The organism is Streptomyces sp. NPDC100445, assembly GCF_044759735.1.
Classification (GTDB): domain Bacteria; phylum Actinomycetota; class Actinomycetes; order Streptomycetales; family Streptomycetaceae; genus Streptomyces.
Genome location: NZ_JBIVZV010000002.1, coordinates 165,267 through 179,518 on the forward strand (window position 1 = coordinate 165,267; position 14,252 = coordinate 179,518).

The window sequence follows — 14,252 nt, forward strand, 5'->3', positions numbered from 1 at the left end:
TCAGGCCGGCTTGCGCCACACGGAGATGTGCTTCGTGGAGTCCTGGGTGAACGGCGCCCCGTGCCAATCCGCGACACGACGTTCCAACTCCAGCCCGGCGATCCGTGCCATCAGATCGAGCTCCGCCGGCCAGGCGTACCGGTGCCGGGAGCTGCCGCGGCGGTAGCGGCCGTCGTCGAGGTCACGGGTGAAGTGGTGGGAGACGAGGATCTGCTCGACCAGGTCGAAGGTGTCGAAGCCGAGATGCCGCTCGGAGACGTCGAACGGCACCGCGGTCTGGCCGGGCGGCAGCAGCCGCAGCGGCGGCACGCCCAGCTCGACGACGAAACGGCCGCCGGGCTCCAGATGACGTGCCGCGTTGCGGAAGCACTCGACCTGCTCGTCCTGGGTGAGGAGGTTGGTGATGGTGTTGTAGACGAGGTAGACCAGGGCGAACTCGCCGGGGACGACGGTCGTGGCCATGTCTCCGACGACCACCGGGAGCCTGTCCTCGTCGACCTTGCGCCGCAGGACCGCGGCCATGTGCTCGGACAGCTCGATGCCCACCACCGGCACGCCGCGTTCCCGGAGCGGGACGCCCACCCGGCCGGTTCCGATGGCGAACTCCAGGGCCCGGCCGTCTCCGGCGAGCTCGGTGAGGAAGGCGAGAGTCGGTCCGAGGACAGGGGCCGAGAACATCTCGGCGTCCTCGGCGTCGTAGCGGTCGGCGGTCGCACGGGTCCACAGCTCGCTGCTCGTCACGGGCGGACACTCTGCCGGGCGCGCGGGGACGCTGTCGACACATTTACCTCCACCGGCGCCGGCACCTCGCACCGGTCCCGACCACCAGCGCCGACCACCGGTCCCGACCACCGCCCCCGACGGGCGCCCCACCGCGGAGATCGGCCGGGGCATGCCGAAGACCCCGGTGCCCGCCCTGGGGAAGGGAGGGCACCGGGGTCCCGGTGAAAACTGGTGAGCCCGTACCCGCGTGGCGAACGCAGGCCGCGTACAGGCTCGGGATGCCGGACGGGAGCGGAGAGAGAGGGCCCGCTCTGGGTCCTTCCGGCGGTCAGATCGAAGAGGAGGTTCAGCCCTTGAGGGTCGTGACCTTGGAAGCGAGCGCCGACTTCTTGTTGGCGGCCTGGTTCTTGTGGATGACGCCCTTCGAGACGGCCTTGTCGAGCGCACGCGCGGCAGCGCGCTGGAGCTCGGTGGCCTTCTCGACGTCACCCGCGGCAGCGGCCTCGCGAGCCTTGCGGATCGCGGTCTTCAGGGAGGACTTGACGGCCTTGTTGCGCAGCCGGGCCTTCTCGTTGGTCTTGATCCGCTTGATCTGGGACTTGATGTTCGCCACGAAGGAGCCTTTTCAGGTTCAGGAGCGGGGCCGCAGGGGTCCCGCTCCGGTGATCCAAAATTGTCTGTCGCGCCTCGCGCTGAGAGGGCATGAGGCACAGCCATCTACAGTACCAGTGGCCCTGCGGGCGGCCCAAAACGGCTCCCGGTCCCTCCGCGTGGGACCATGGAGACTACGTATCGATCCGACCCGAGGCATAAGGCGCCTCAAGAGACAGGACCCTGCGTGCCCGCGACCCCTAACCATGTGCCCGAGCCGAGCCGTACCGACCCGGCTCAGATCCGCAACTTCTGCATCATCGCGCACATCGACCACGGCAAGTCCACGCTCGCCGACCGGATGCTCCAGCTGACCGGTGTGGTCGAGCAGCGGCAGATGCGTGCTCAGTACCTCGACCGGATGGACATCGAGCGCGAGCGCGGCATCACGATCAAGTCCCAGGCGGTGCGTCTGCCCTGGGCCCCGACCGAGGGCCCCGACCAGGGCACGACGCACATCCTCAACATGATCGACACCCCGGGGCACGTCGACTTCACCTACGAGGTCTCGCGGTCGCTGGCGGCCTGCGAGGGAACCGTCCTCCTGGTCGACGCCGCCCAGGGCATCGAGGCGCAGACCCTCGCCAACCTCTACCTGGCGATGGAGAACGACCTCACGATCATCCCGGTGCTGAACAAGATCGACCTGCCGGCCGCGCAGCCGGAGAAGTTCGCCGAGGAGCTGGCGAACCTGGTCGGCTGCGACCCGGACGACGTGCTCAAGGTCTCCGCGAAGACCGGCCTCGGCGTGGACGCGCTGCTGAACAAGGTCGTCAAGGAGATCCCGGCGCCGGTCGGGGTCGCCGACGCGCCCGCCCGCGCGATGATCTTCGACTCGGTCTACGACTCCTACCGCGGTGTCGTGACGTACGTCCGTGTCATCGACGGCCAGCTCAACCGGCGTGAGCGCATCAGGATGATGTCGACGGGCGCCACCCACGAGCTGCTGGAGATCGGCACCAACTCGCCCGAGATGCTGCCGGCCGACGGCCTCGGCGTCGGCGAGGTGGGCTATCTGATCACCGGTGTGAAGGACGTCCGTCAGTCCAAGGTCGGTGACACCGTCACCAGCCAGCACAAGGGCGCGACCGAGGCGCTCGGCGGATACAAGGACCCGAAGCCGATGGTCTTCTCGGGCCTGTACCCGCTCGACGGCTCGGACTACCCGGAGCTGCGCGAGGCGCTGGACAAGCTCCAGCTCAACGACGCGGCGCTGGTGTACGAGCCGGAGACCTCCGCCGCCCTCGGCTTCGGTTTCCGCGTCGGCTTCCTCGGCCTGCTCCACCTGGACGTGATCCGGGAGCGGCTGGAGCGCGAGTTCGGCCTCGACCTGATCGCCACCGCCCCCAACGTGGTCTACCGCGTGATCCTGGAGGACGGCAGCGAGATCACCGTCACCAACCCCAGCGAGTTCCCCGAGGGGAAGATCGACCAGGTCTTCGAGCCGGTCGTGCGGGCCACGATCCTCGCGCCCACCGAGTTCATCGGCGCGATCATGGAGCTGTGCCAGACCCGGCGCGGCACCCTGCTCGGCATGGACTACCTCTCCGAGGACCGCGTCGAGATCCGGTACACCCTCCCGCTCGCGGAGATCGTGTTCGACTTCTTCGACCAGCTGAAGTCCAAGACGCGCGGTTACGCCTCGCTGGACTACGAGCCGACGGGTGAGCAGAGCAGCTCGCTGGTCAAGGTCGACATCCTGCTGCACGGCGACAAGGTGGACGCGTTCTCGGCGATCACCCACAAGGACCAGGCGTACGCGTACGGCGTGCGGCTCGTCGCCAAGCTCAAGGAGCTGATCCCGCGGCAGAACTTCGAGGTGCCGGTGCAGGCCGCCATCGGCTCGAGGGTGATCGCCCGTGAGACCATCCGCGCCATCCGCAAGGACGTCCTCGCCAAGTGCTACGGCGGTGACATCTCCCGCAAGCGGAAGCTGCTGGAGAAGCAGAAGGAAGGCAAGAAGCGGATGAAGATGGTGGGTTCCGTGGAGGTTCCGCAGGAAGCCTTCATCGCCGTCCTGTCCAGCGATGACAGCGCGGGGCCGGTCAAGGGCAAGAAGTAACCAGAGGTAACAGCGGGTGACGCCCGCAAGAACGGACACCTGGGGGCTCGCCGTGCGAAAGCGCGGCGGGCCCCCGTGCGTGCGGAGCGTCACGATGAGGGGAAAGTGACAGGCCGATGCCTCTTACGCAGCGGCCGGTCGCCCCTTACTCTGATCCCTGCTCGATAGTTACTCGCGAGTTAAACAAGCAACTCGAACCCCCACTGTGAGTTAACCCAGCCGCACCGAGTCGGCCGCACCGTCGCGGGCCCCCGGAGGATGTCGTGAGCGACACACAGACCCTGATCGAGACCCGTCCGCCGTCCGTCGCGGCCCTCTTCCTGGAGCGCGTCGCGGCCACACCGGACGCCGAGGCCTACCGCTACCCCGTGCCGCCGGCCTCCGGCCAGGGACCCGACGACTGGAAGTCGTTGAGCTGGGCCCAGGCGGCCGACCGGGTGTACGCGATCGCGGCCGGCCTCCTCGAGCTGGGCGTCCAGCCCGAGGAGCGGGTGGCGCTCGCCTCGTCCACCCGCGTGGAGTGGATCCTCGCCGACCTGGGCATCATGTGCGCCGGCGGCGCGACCACCACCGTCTACCCGCAGACCAATGCGGACGAGTCCGCGTTCATCCTCGCGGACTCCGAGAGCCGGGTGCTGATCGCCGAGGACGCGGCCCAGCTCGCCAAGGCCGTGGAGCGGCGCGCCGAGCTGCCGGCCCTGATCAAGGTGGTCGTCGTCGACCCGGCCGGTGTCGAGACGAACGACTGGGTGACCACCCTCGCCGAGCTGGAGCAGCGCGGCAACGCCTACCTGGAGACCCATCCGCAGCTGATCAAGGAGCGGGTCGGCGCGATCACACGGGACCAGCTCGCCACCCTGATCTACACCTCCGGCACGACCGGCCGACCCAAGGGCGTGCGCCTGCCGCACGACAACTGGGCGTACATGGCGCGGGCGATCGCGGCGACCGGGCTGGTCACCGTCGAGGACGTGCAGTACCTGTGGCTGCCGCTGGCGCACGTCTTCGGCAAGGTGCTCACCTCCGGGCAGATCGAGGTCGGGCACGTCACCGCCGTCGACGGCCGCGTCGACAAGATCATCGAGAACCTGCCGGTGGTGCGGCCGACGTACATGGCGGCCGTGCCGCGCATCTTCGAGAAGGTCTACAACGGCGTCGCCGCCAAGGCCCGCGAGGGCGGCGCGGCGAAGTACAAGATCTTCCAGTGGGCGGCCGAGGTGGCCCGCGAGTACGCCAAGGCCAGTCAGGACAACTTCCGGCGCACCGGCACCGCCTCCGTGCCGTTCGGTCTCGCCGCCCGGCACAAGGTCGCCGACACCCTCGTCTACGGCAAGCTCCGCGAGGCCTTCGGCGGCCGGCTGCGCGCCTGCGTCTCCGGCGCCTCCGCGCTCTCCCCGGAGATCGGCTTCTTCTTCGCCGGCGCCGGCATCCACATCCTGGAGGGCTACGGCCTCACGGAGACCTCCGCGGCGTCCTTCGTCAACCCCGGCGAGGCCTACCGCACCGGCACGGTCGGTAAGCCGCTGCCCGGCACCGAGGTGCGCATCGCCGACGACGGGGAGATCCTGCTGCGCGGCCCCGGCATCATGGAGGGCTACCACCAGCAGCCCGGCAAGACCGCCGAGGTGCTGGAGTCCGACGGCTGGTTCCACACCGGCGACATCGGCGAGCTCTCGCCCGACGGGTACCTGCGCATCACCGACCGCAAGAAGGACCTCATCAAGACCTCCGGCGGCAAGTACGTCGCGCCGGCCGAGGTCGAGGGCCAGTTCAAGGCGGTGTGCCCGTACGTCTCGAACATCCTGGTGCACGGCGCCGACCGCAACTACTGCACCGCCCTCATCGCCCTGGACGAGCTCGCGATCCAGGAGTGGGCCAAGGACAACGGCCTGGAGGGCCGGCCGTACGCGGAGATCGTCGCCGCGCCGCGGACGGTGGAGATGGTCGACGAGTACGTCCGGCTGCTCAACACCGGGCTCCAGCGGTGGCAGACCATCAAGAAATTCCGGCTGCTGCCGCGCGACCTCGACGTGGAGCACGGTGAGATCACGCCGAGCCTGAAGCTGAAGCGGCCGGTGGTCGAGCGGGAGTACCGGCACCTCATCGACGAGATGTACGCGGGAACGCGGGAACAGTAAGGGCGCCGGCGGGCGTCGGCGGGCCGCCGCCGGGACCGTACCCCGGCGGTGGCCGGCCCGTGCGGGACAATGGGGGACATGCCTTCCGCTCTTCCCGACGGTGAGCCCGTCCCCGCCGACGGTGCGCTGCCCGCGCACGCGCTCGCCGGGGCCGGTGACCGCCCGCTCGGTTTCTACCTCCACGTGCCGTACTGCGCGACCCGCTGCGGCTACTGCGACTTCAACACCTACACCGCGACCGAGCTGCGTGGCACCGGCGGCGTCCTCGCCTCCCGGGACAACTACGCCGAGACGCTGGTCGACGAGGTGCGGCTGGCCCGGAAGGTGCTGGGCGACGACCCGCGCGAGGTCCGCACGGTCTTCGTCGGCGGCGGCACGCCGACCCTGCTGGACGCCGGCGACCTGGTACGGATGCTGGCGGCCGTCCGCGACGAGTTCGGGCTCGCGCCGGACGCCGAGGTCACGACCGAGGCGAACCCGGACTCGGTCGGCCCGGAGTACCTCGCCGCCCTCCGGGAGGGCGGCTTCAACCGCATCTCCTTCGGCATGCAGAGCGCCAGGCAGCACGTGCTGAAGGTCCTCGAGCGCACCCACACCCCCGGCCGGCCCGAGGCGTGCGTGGCGGAGGCCAGGAAGGCGGGGTTCGAGCACGTCAACCTGGACCTGATCTACGGCACGCCGGGGGAGTCGGACGACGACTGGCGGGCCTCCCTGGAGGCGGCTCTGGGCGCCGGCCCGGACCACGTCAGCGCGTACGCGCTCATCGTCGAGGAGGGCACGCGGCTCGCCGGCCGCGTCCGCCGCGGCGAGATCCCGATGACGGACGACGACGTCCACGCCGACCGGTACCTGATCGCCGAGGAGATGCTGACCGCGGCGGGCTTCGACTGGTACGAGGTCTCCAACTGGGCCACCTCCCCGGCGGCCCGCTGCCTGCACAACGAGCTGTACTGGCGGGGCGCCGACTGGTGGGGCGCCGGACCGGGCGCGCACAGCCATGTCGGCGGGGTGCGCTGGTGGAACGTGAAGCACCCGGGCGCGTACGCGGCGGCGCTGGCGGCGGGACGCTCACCGGGCGCGGGCCGCGAGCTGCTGTCCGAGGAGGACCGCCGGGTCGAGCGCGTCCTGCTGGAGCTGCGGCTGCGGGAGGGCGTCCCGCTGGACCTGCTCCGCGCGGAGGGGCTGGCGGCCGCCCGCCGGGCCCTGGCCGACGGACTGCTCCGCGAGGGGCCGTACGAGCAGGGACGCGCCGCGCTGACCCTGCGCGGCCGACTCCTGGCGGACGCGGTGGTACGCGACCTGGTCGACTGAGCGTGAGCCGGGTCGGCTGGGCTTGTCCGCGGCGGGTGCGGTGCCGTGCGACCGCTCGGCTCGGCCCCCTAGGCGGGGTTCAGAGCCGGCGCGGCCCTCCTCGGTCCGAGGGGCGGTGTCGATGTGGCCTGGTCAGCGGCCCGCCTGTGCGAGCGCGGTGCGGCTGAACCCGTGCGGCTCGGCCCCCTGCTCGGGGCGCAGTGCCGGTGCAGCCCTGGTCACCTCGTCCCTCCTCCGCGGGTGTGACGACGTGGAACCCGGTCCGCTCGGCCCCCCTCGCGCGGGCGCGGTGCCGGACCGGTCGGTCGAGCCACACCCGCGCACGGCACCGGCGCGGCCGAGGGAGTCGGGTGCTTCGTGGGTGGCCTACGTGGGGGTGGTCACGAAGTCGATCAGTTCCTCGACGCGTCCCAGCAGTTCCGGTTCCAGGTCCTTGTACGACCGCACCCGCGCCAGGATCGCCTGCCAGACCGCGCCGGTGTTCTCCGGCCAGCCCAGTGCCCGGCACACGCCCGTCTTCCAGTCCTGGCCCCGCGGCACCGCCGGCCAGGCCGGGATGCCGACGGCGGCCGGCTTCACCGCCTCCCACACGTCGATGTACGGGTGTCCGACGACGAGGGCGTGCTCGCTGTTCACCGACTGTGCGATGCGCCACTCCTTGGTGCCGGGCACCAGGTGGTCCACGAGCACGCCGAGCCGGGCGTCCGGGCCCGGCGCGAACTCGGCGACGATCGCCGGCAGGTCGTCGACGCCGCCCAGGTACTCCACCACCACGCCCTCGACGCGCAGGTCGTCGCCCCACACCTTCTCGACCAGTTCGGCGTCGTGCCGGCCCTCGACGTAGATGCGGCCGGCACGGGCGACGCGCGCGCGGGCGTCCGGGACGGCGACCGAGCCGGACGCCGTACGGGCGGGACGCACCGGTCCCGACGACGGCCGGACGAGCGTCACCGCGCGCCCCTCCAGCAGGAAGCCGCGCGGCTGGAGCGGGAACACCCGGTGCTTGCCGTGACGGTCCTCCAGGGTCACCGTGCCGGCCTCGCAGCGGATCACCGCCCCGCAGAACCCGCTGCCGGGCTCCTCCACCACCAGGCCCGGGTCGGCCGGCACCTCCGGCACGGGCTTCGGCTTCTTCCACGGCGGGGTCAGGTCGACGGAGTACTGGCGCATTCGGATGACGATAGGAGAAGCCGCACGGCGACGCCCACGACACGCCGGGCGCCCGCGCGCGGAGCGGCTCAGCCCACGCCGAAACGGGCGGCCAGGGCGTCGCGTTGGCGCCGTACGAAGGCGGCGTCCACGACGGCCCCGTGCCCCGGCACGTACCGGGCGTGCTCGCCGCCGAGCGCCAGCAGCCGGTCCAGCGCGGCCGGCCAGTGCGACGGGACCGCGTCCGGGCCCGCCTGCGGCTCCCCGGACTCCTCCACCAGGTCGCCGCAGAACACCACCTCGACCTCACCGGGAACGAGCACGGCGAGGTCGTGCCCGGTGTGGCCGGGGCCCACGTTCGCCAGCAGCACCTGCTGGCCGCCGCCGAGGTCGAGCGTCCACTCGCCGGACACCGGGTGGGCGGGCGGCACCAGCGCGTCGACCGCCTCGTCGGCGTCGGCGGACGGCAGGCCGTTGCGGAGCGCGTCCAGGCGCAGCTCCTCGCGGCCGTGGGACAGGACGGCGTCCACGCCCACGGCCGCGTAGGTCTCGGCGCCGGCGAACGCGGACGCCCCGAGGACGTGGTCGAAATGGGGATGGGTGAGCGCGAGATGGGTCACACGGCCGCCGGACAGCGCCTCGGCCCGGGACCGCAGCCGCGCCCCCTCGGAGAGGCTGGAACCCGCGTCCACCACCAGTGCCGTGCCCGCGCCCAGGACCAGGCCGGAGGTGCAGTCCCAGCCGGGCAGCCGGCACCGCCCCACCCCGGCGGCCAACCGTTCCCAGCCCAGGTCTTCCCAAGTCACCGTCATACCGGCGACGCTAGCGCTACGAGCCGGTAACGCGGGCCCGACCTTGCCCCGTGCGTACCCGACGGCCGTACACTGGGCCGGGAGTGGCTGGCACTCGCACGGCCGGAGTGCCAGGCGGCCGGCCCGGACGGACGAACGGACGAGGGACGACGTGCTGGAGGTGCGCGCGGATGCTGAGTGAACGCAGGCTTCAGGTGCTGCGCGCCATCGTCCAGGACTATGTCGGCACCGAGGAGCCGGTGGGCTCCAAGGCGCTCACCGAGCGACACAACCTGGGTGTCTCCCCGGCGACCGTCCGCAACGACATGGCGGCCCTGGAGGACGAGGGGTACATCGCCCAGCCGCACACCAGCGCGGGGCGCATCCCCACCGACAAGGGCTACCGCCTGTTCGTGGACAAGCTGGCCGGCGTGAAGCCGATGACCGGGCCGGAGCGGCGCGCCATCCAGAACTTCCTGGAGGGCGCCGTCGACCTCGACGACGTCGTGGCGCGCACGGTCCGGCTGCTGGCGCAGCTCACCCGGCAGGTCGCCGTCGTGCAGTACCCCTCGCTGACCCGGTCCACGGTCCGGCACGTGGAGCTGCTGTCGCTGGCTCCCGCCCGTGTGATGCTGGTGCTGATCACGGACACCGGCCGGGTCGAGCAGCGGATGGTCGACTGCCCGGCGCCGTTCGGCGAGGCGTCCCTGGCGGATCTGCGGGCGCGGCTGAACAGCCGGGTCGCGGGCCGCCGCTTCGCGGACGTGCCGAAACTGGTCGAGGACCTGCCGGACGCCTTCGACCACGAGGACCGGGGTACGGTCTCCACGGTGCTCTCCACCCTTCTGGAGACACTCGTCGAGGAGAACGAGGAGCGGCTGATGATCGGCGGTACCGCCAATCTCACCCGCTTCGGGCACGACTTCCCCCTCACGATCCGGCCCGTCCTGGAGGCCCTGGAGGAGCAGGTCGTGCTCCTCAAGCTCCTGGGCGAGGCGAAGGAACCCGGCGTTACCGTGCGCATCGGCCACGAGAACGCCCATGAAGGACTCAACTCCACCTCCGTGGTGTCGGTGGGCTACGGTTCGGGCGGCGAGGCAGTCGCCAAGCTCGGCGTGGTCGGACCGACCCGCATGGACTACCCGGGAACGATGGGAGCGGTACGCGCAGTGGCACGGTACGTCGGACAGATCCTGGCGGAGTCGTAAGTGGCCACGGACTACTACGCCGTTCTCGGCGTGCGCCGCGACGCGTCGCAGGATGAGATCAAGAAGGCGTTCCGTCGGCTCGCTCGCGAGCTGCACCCGGACGTCAACCCCGATCCGAAGACCCAGGAGCGGTTCAAGGAGATCAACGCCGCCTACGAGGTGCTGTCGGACCCGCAGAAGAAGCAGGTCTACGACCTCGGCGGCGACCCGCTCTCCCAGTCGGGCGGCGGCGCGGGCGGTTTCGGCGCCGGCGGCTTCGGCAACTTCTCCGACATCATGGACGCGTTCTTCGGTACGGCGTCGCAGCGCGGGCCCCGCTCGCGCACCCGGCGCGGCCAGGACGCCATGATCCGCATCGAGATCGAGCTGGACGAGGCGGCCTTCGGGACGACCAAGGACATCCAGGTCGACACCGCCGTCGTGTGCAACACGTGCAGCGGTGAGGGCGCGGCCCCGGGCACGTCCGCGCAGACGTGTGACATGTGCCGCGGCCGCGGCGAGGTGTCGCAGGTCACCCGGTCCTTCCTGGGTCAGGTCATGACCTCCCGGCCCTGCCCCCAGTGCCAGGGCTTCGGCACGGTGGTCCCCACCCCGTGCCCGGAGTGCGCCGGTGACGGCCGGGTCCGCTCGCGCCGCACGCTCACCGTGAAGATCCCGGCCGGTGTGGACAACGGCACGCGGATCCAGCTCGCCGGTGAGGGCGAGGTCGGTCCCGGCGGCGGTCCGGCCGGTGACCTGTACGTCGAGATCCACGAGCTGCCGCACGCGATGTTCCAGCGGCGCGGGGACGACCTGCACTGCACGGTCACCGTGCCGATGACGGCGGCGGCCCTGGGCACGAAGGTGCCGCTGGAGACGCTGGACGGCATGGAGGAGGTCGACATCCGGCCCGGCACCCAGTCCGGCCAGTCGATCCCGCTGCACGACCGGGGCGTGACCCACCTGCGCGGCGGCGGCCGGGGCGACCTGATCGTCCACGTCGAGGTGATGACCCCGACCAAGCTCGACCCCGAACAGGAACGCGTCCTGCGCGAGCTGGCGAAGCTGCGCGGCGAGGAGCGCCCGCAGGGCCAGTTCCAGCCCGGGCAGCAGGGGCTGTTCTCCCGGCTGAAGGACGCGTTCAACGGCCGTTGAGACGGACGGTCGGCGGGGGGCCGGAGCCGGTCCGGAAGGGGCCGGGAACCGCGGGGGCCGGCCCCCGGAAACGGCTCGTGCCGGGGGCGTATGCCGGTGCGAGCCCGGATTCGGACTTGCCCGGAGTACATGACACCATGCGCTCATGTCCTCCGCGCTGACCGATCTCTTTCCCCACCCGATCGTGCAGGCCCCCATGGCGGGCGGGGTCTCCGTCCCGCAGCTCGTCGCCTCCGTCTGCGAGGCCGGCGGACTCGGGTTCCTCGCCGCCGGCTACAAGACGGCCGACGGCATGTACCAGGAGATCAAGCAACTGCGGGGACTGACCGGCCGGCCCTTCGGCGTGAACGTGTTCATGCCCCAGCCGGAGCACCCCGGCGCGCCCACCGGCATCGGCGCGCCGGTCGGCGCGGCTCCCTCGTCCGGCGCGGTCGAGGTCTACGCCCACCAGCTGGCCGGCGAGGCCGCCTGGTACGAGACGGAACTGGGCGACCCGGACAGCGGCCGGGACGACGGCTACGAGGCCAAGCTCGCCGTGCTGTTCGACGACCCGGTACCGGTGGTCTCCTTCCACTTCGGCGTGCCCGGCCGCGAGGTGCTCGACCGGTTCCGCCGTGCGGGCACCTTCACCCTGGTCACCGCCACCACCGTGGAGGAGGCCCGCGCGGTCGAACGGGCCGGCGCGGACGTGGTGATCGCCCAGGGCGTGGAGGCCGGCGGTCACCAGGGCACCCACCGGGACCTCCCGGAGAACGACGGCTCCGGCATCGGTCTGCTGTCCCTGGTCACGCAGATCCGGGATGCGGTCCGCCTCCCGGTCGTGGCCGCCGGCGGCATCATGCGCGGCAGCCAGATCGCCGCCGTCCTCGCGGCCGGCGCGAGCGCGGCCCAGCTGGGCACCGCGTTCCTCGCCACCCCCGAGTCCGGCGCGCACGAGCTGCACAAACAGGCGCTGACCAACCCCCTGTTCGCCCGTACCGAGCTGACCCGCGCCTTCTCCGGCCGCCCGGCCCGCGGCCTGGTCAACCGGTTCCTGCGCGAGCACGGCCCGTACGCGCCCGCCGCCTACCCGGACGTCCACCACATGACGGCACCGCTGCGCAAGGCCGCCGCCCGGGCCGGGGACGCGCAGGGCATGGCGCTGTGGGCCGGCCAGGGACACCGGCTGGCCCGGGCACTGCCCGCCGGTGAGCTGGTGGGGGTGCTGGCGGCCGAACTCGCCGAGACCCGGACAGCGTTGTCCGGCCTGCCGCGGACCGGGGGTGCGGCGCGATGACCGCTTCCGTCTTCGTCGTGGACCGACTCGACCCGGCCGGCCGGGAGTTCGTGCTCGACGGCCCCGAGGGACGGCACGCCGTGTCCGTGAAGCGGCTGCGGCCGGGCGAGGACGTGGTCCTCACCGACGGGCGCGGGCGCTGGGCCGCCGGCGTCGTCAAGGCCGCCGAGGGCAAGGACCGTCTGGTCGTCACGGACCTGGAGTCCGTGCGCGAGGAGCCGCCGGCCGCCCCGCGGATCACCGTCGTCCAGGCCCTGCCCAAGGGCGACCGCGGTGAACTGGCCGTGGAGACGATGACCGAGGTCGGTGTCGACGCCGTCGTGCCCTGGCAGGCGTCCCGCTGCATCACCCAGTGGAAGGGCGAGCGCGGCGCGAAGGCCCTCGGCAAGTGGCGGGCGACCGCCCGGGAGGCCGGCAAGCAGTCCCGCCGCGTCCGCTTCCCCGAGGTCGGGGAGGCGGCGACCACGCGACAGGTGGCCGAGCTGCTCGCCCGCGCCGATCTCGCCGCCGTGCTCCACGAGAGCGGCGAGGAACGCCTCGCCACCGCCGCGCTCCCCGCCGACGGCGAGATCGTGCTGGTCGTCGGCCCCGAGGGCGGTGTCTCCCCCGAGGAACTGGCCCTGTTCGCCGAGGCGGGCGCGAAGCCGTACGTCCTCGGCCCCACCGTGCTGCGCACGTCCACCGCCGGCACCGCCGCCGCGGCCCTCCTGCTGGGCCGCACGGGCCGCTGGTCCTGACCCGGGAGGCATCGTGGAACTCGCCCAGGTCCGGCTCCTCGTCACCGACTTCGCCGCCTGCTACCGCTTCTACGCCGACGTGCTCGGCCTGGAGCCGCAGTCCGGCGCGGAGCGGGGCCCGTACGAGAAGTTCAGCCCGCACGCCGGTTCCGCCGGGATCGCGCTCCAGGACCGCGCCATGATGGCCGGCGTCCTGGCCGAGCTGGGCGGCACGGCCACCGGCCACCGCTCCCTGGTCGTGCTGCGCGTGGACGACCTCGACGCCTGCTGCGCGCGGGTCACCGAGCGCGGCACGACACTGCTGCGCGGCCCGGCGCCGCTGACCGACCGCATGCGGGTGGCCTACCTGAAGGACCCCGAGGGCAACCTCGTCGAACTCCAGGAGTGGCTGCTGCTCCGCGGCTGACCGCGGGAGGCCGGGCCGGGACGCCGCGCCAGCCGTGTGCGGTGCCGCATACGGACACTGCCCCGTACGGGTGAGTGTCCGTATGCGGTCTACCGCGCCGCCCGGGCCGGTGGCACGCTGCCCCGCATGGCGGCATGCGGACGGATGCGGAACGGATCGCGGGCGATGGCCGCGGCGGGGCTCGTCGTACTGGCCACGGCGGCCGCGGTGGCGTGCCGGCCGGGCGGGCTGGGCTCCGCGACCGTCGCGTACACCACCGACCGGACCGCCACCGCCGCGCTGGAACGGCGGCACGTGAACGTCGCCTGGCTCACCTGCACCGGCCGGGACGGCGACGGGCGCACGCACGGCACCTCACCCACGGCCGGGACCACCGTCGTCTCCGTCGACTGCCAGGGCCGGACCGGCGACGGGCGGGACATCGCCGTCACCGGGCAGGTCACCGAGGTCGTCGACGGCGCCTGCGTGCGCGGCGACCTGACCGCGCGGGTCGGCGACCGGCAGGTCTTCCGCGTCGACGGGCTCGGCGACTGCTCCGCCCCGCCCGGACCGACCTACCGCCCGCCCACCGTGGGCCGCCCGGAGCCCACCGTCACGGTCACCGTCACCCGGACCGTCCTGTGCCGGACCGTGGACCCCTGCGGACCCGTGACGGGCAAGTGATCG

At 72.3% G+C, this 14,252-nt stretch carries 13 protein-coding genes; 9 read left to right on the top strand and 4 right to left on the bottom strand.

All coding sequences use genetic code 11. From position 1 onward, the window contains the following. Together ACIQVT_RS06100 and rpsT are read right to left on the bottom strand one after the other, a co-directional pair. Positions 1–741 carry a class I SAM-dependent DNA methyltransferase gene (locus tag ACIQVT_RS06100; protein WP_403748292.1) on the bottom strand — a complete coding sequence of 247 codons (741 nt, stop codon included), beginning with the start codon at positions 739–741 and terminating at the stop codon, positions 1–3. A 328-nt stretch (positions 742–1,069) separates the two neighbouring features. Further along, positions 1,070–1,336: a 30S ribosomal protein S20 gene (gene rpsT, locus ACIQVT_RS06105; protein ID WP_031158784.1), complete on the bottom strand. Its 267-nt coding sequence runs from the start codon at positions 1,334–1,336 to the stop codon at positions 1,070–1,072. 225 nt (positions 1,337–1,561) lie between these two features. On the opposite strand from rpsT, the gene lepA reads away from it, so the two are divergent. The 3 genes from lepA (at position 1,562) to hemW (ending at position 6,885) form a co-directional block, all read left to right on the top strand. Beyond that, entirely contained in the window at positions 1,562–3,436 is a 1,875-nt protein-coding gene (gene lepA / locus ACIQVT_RS06110; protein ID WP_403748297.1) for a translation elongation factor 4, read from the top strand. A gap of 263 nt (positions 3,437–3,699) precedes the next feature. After that, positions 3,700–5,574: an AMP-dependent synthetase/ligase gene (locus ACIQVT_RS06115; RefSeq protein ID WP_403748301.1), complete on the top strand. Its 1,875-nt coding sequence runs from the start codon at positions 3,700–3,702 to the stop codon at positions 5,572–5,574. Positions 5,575–5,652: 78 nt separating this feature from the next. Continuing rightward, the gene (gene hemW, locus ACIQVT_RS06120; RefSeq protein ID WP_403748304.1) at positions 5,653–6,885 is read left to right on the top strand and encodes a radical SAM family heme chaperone HemW; all 1,233 of its coding nucleotides are present in this window, start codon (positions 5,653–5,655) and stop codon (positions 6,883–6,885) included. Between the two features lie 366 nt (positions 6,886–7,251). Here the strand turns inward: hemW and ACIQVT_RS06125 are convergent, their stop codons facing one another. Together ACIQVT_RS06125 and ACIQVT_RS06130 are read right to left on the bottom strand one after the other, a co-directional pair. Next, on the bottom strand, positions 7,252–8,055 hold the full coding sequence (locus ACIQVT_RS06125; RefSeq protein WP_403748307.1) for a DUF3097 domain-containing protein: 804 nt from the start codon (positions 8,053–8,055) through the stop codon (positions 7,252–7,254). A 68-nt stretch (positions 8,056–8,123) separates the two neighbouring features. Continuing rightward, complete coding sequence (locus ACIQVT_RS06130) at positions 8,124–8,846, bottom strand: MBL fold metallo-hydrolase (RefSeq protein ID WP_403748312.1); 723 nt, start codon at positions 8,844–8,846, stop codon at positions 8,124–8,126. A 170-nt stretch (positions 8,847–9,016) separates the two neighbouring features. Between ACIQVT_RS06130 and hrcA the strand changes: the two genes are divergently transcribed. The 6 genes from hrcA to ACIQVT_RS06160 all read left to right on the top strand — a co-directional run bounded on the left by hrcA (position 9,017) and on the right by ACIQVT_RS06160 (position 14,249). After that, positions 9,017–10,033: a heat-inducible transcriptional repressor HrcA gene (gene hrcA, locus ACIQVT_RS06135; protein WP_403748316.1), complete on the top strand. Its 1,017-nt coding sequence runs from the start codon at positions 9,017–9,019 to the stop codon at positions 10,031–10,033. Next, the gene (gene dnaJ / locus ACIQVT_RS06140; RefSeq protein WP_403748318.1) at positions 10,034–11,167 is read left to right on the top strand and encodes a molecular chaperone DnaJ; all 1,134 of its coding nucleotides are present in this window, start codon (positions 10,034–10,036) and stop codon (positions 11,165–11,167) included. Between the two features lie 145 nt (positions 11,168–11,312). Further along, a complete protein-coding gene (locus ACIQVT_RS06145; protein ID WP_403748320.1) occupies positions 11,313–12,443 on the top strand; it encodes a nitronate monooxygenase in 1,131 nt (376 codons plus the stop codon). Then, the gene (locus ACIQVT_RS06150) at positions 12,440–13,180 is read left to right on the top strand and encodes a 16S rRNA (uracil(1498)-N(3))-methyltransferase (RefSeq protein WP_403748325.1); all 741 of its coding nucleotides are present in this window, start codon (positions 12,440–12,442) and stop codon (positions 13,178–13,180) included. The genes ACIQVT_RS06145 and ACIQVT_RS06150 overlap by 4 nt, the downstream gene beginning before the upstream one ends. Positions 13,181–13,193: 13 nt before the next feature. Beyond that, entirely contained in the window at positions 13,194–13,586 is a 393-nt protein-coding gene (locus ACIQVT_RS06155) for a VOC family protein (RefSeq protein WP_403748330.1), read from the top strand. 165 nt (positions 13,587–13,751) lie between these two features. Beyond that, the gene (locus tag ACIQVT_RS06160) at positions 13,752–14,249 is read left to right on the top strand and encodes a hypothetical protein (protein ID WP_403748333.1); all 498 of its coding nucleotides are present in this window, start codon (positions 13,752–13,754) and stop codon (positions 14,247–14,249) included. The last annotated feature ends 3 nt before the right edge of the window (positions 14,250–14,252 follow it).

Bases quoted from the DNA above. Each gene is read 5' to 3' on its own strand.
- hemW (WP_403748304.1), top strand. From the start codon at position 5,653: ATGCCTTCCGCTCTTCCCGACGGTGAGCCCGTCCCCGCCGACGGTGCG.
- ACIQVT_RS06125 (WP_403748307.1), bottom strand. From the start codon at position 8,055: ATGCGCCAGTACTCCGTCGACCTGACCCCGCCGTGGAAGAAGCCGAAG.
- ACIQVT_RS06130 (WP_403748312.1), bottom strand. From the start codon at position 8,846: ATGACGGTGACTTGGGAAGACCTGGGCTGGGAACGGTTGGCCGCCGGG.
- hrcA (WP_403748316.1), top strand. From the start codon at position 9,017: ATGCTGAGTGAACGCAGGCTTCAGGTGCTGCGCGCCATCGTCCAGGAC.
- ACIQVT_RS06145 (WP_403748320.1), top strand. From the start codon at position 11,313: ATGTCCTCCGCGCTGACCGATCTCTTTCCCCACCCGATCGTGCAGGCC.
- ACIQVT_RS06150 (WP_403748325.1), top strand. From the start codon at position 12,440: ATGACCGCTTCCGTCTTCGTCGTGGACCGACTCGACCCGGCCGGCCGG.
- ACIQVT_RS06160 (WP_403748333.1), top strand. From the start codon at position 13,752: ATGGCCGCGGCGGGGCTCGTCGTACTGGCCACGGCGGCCGCGGTGGCG.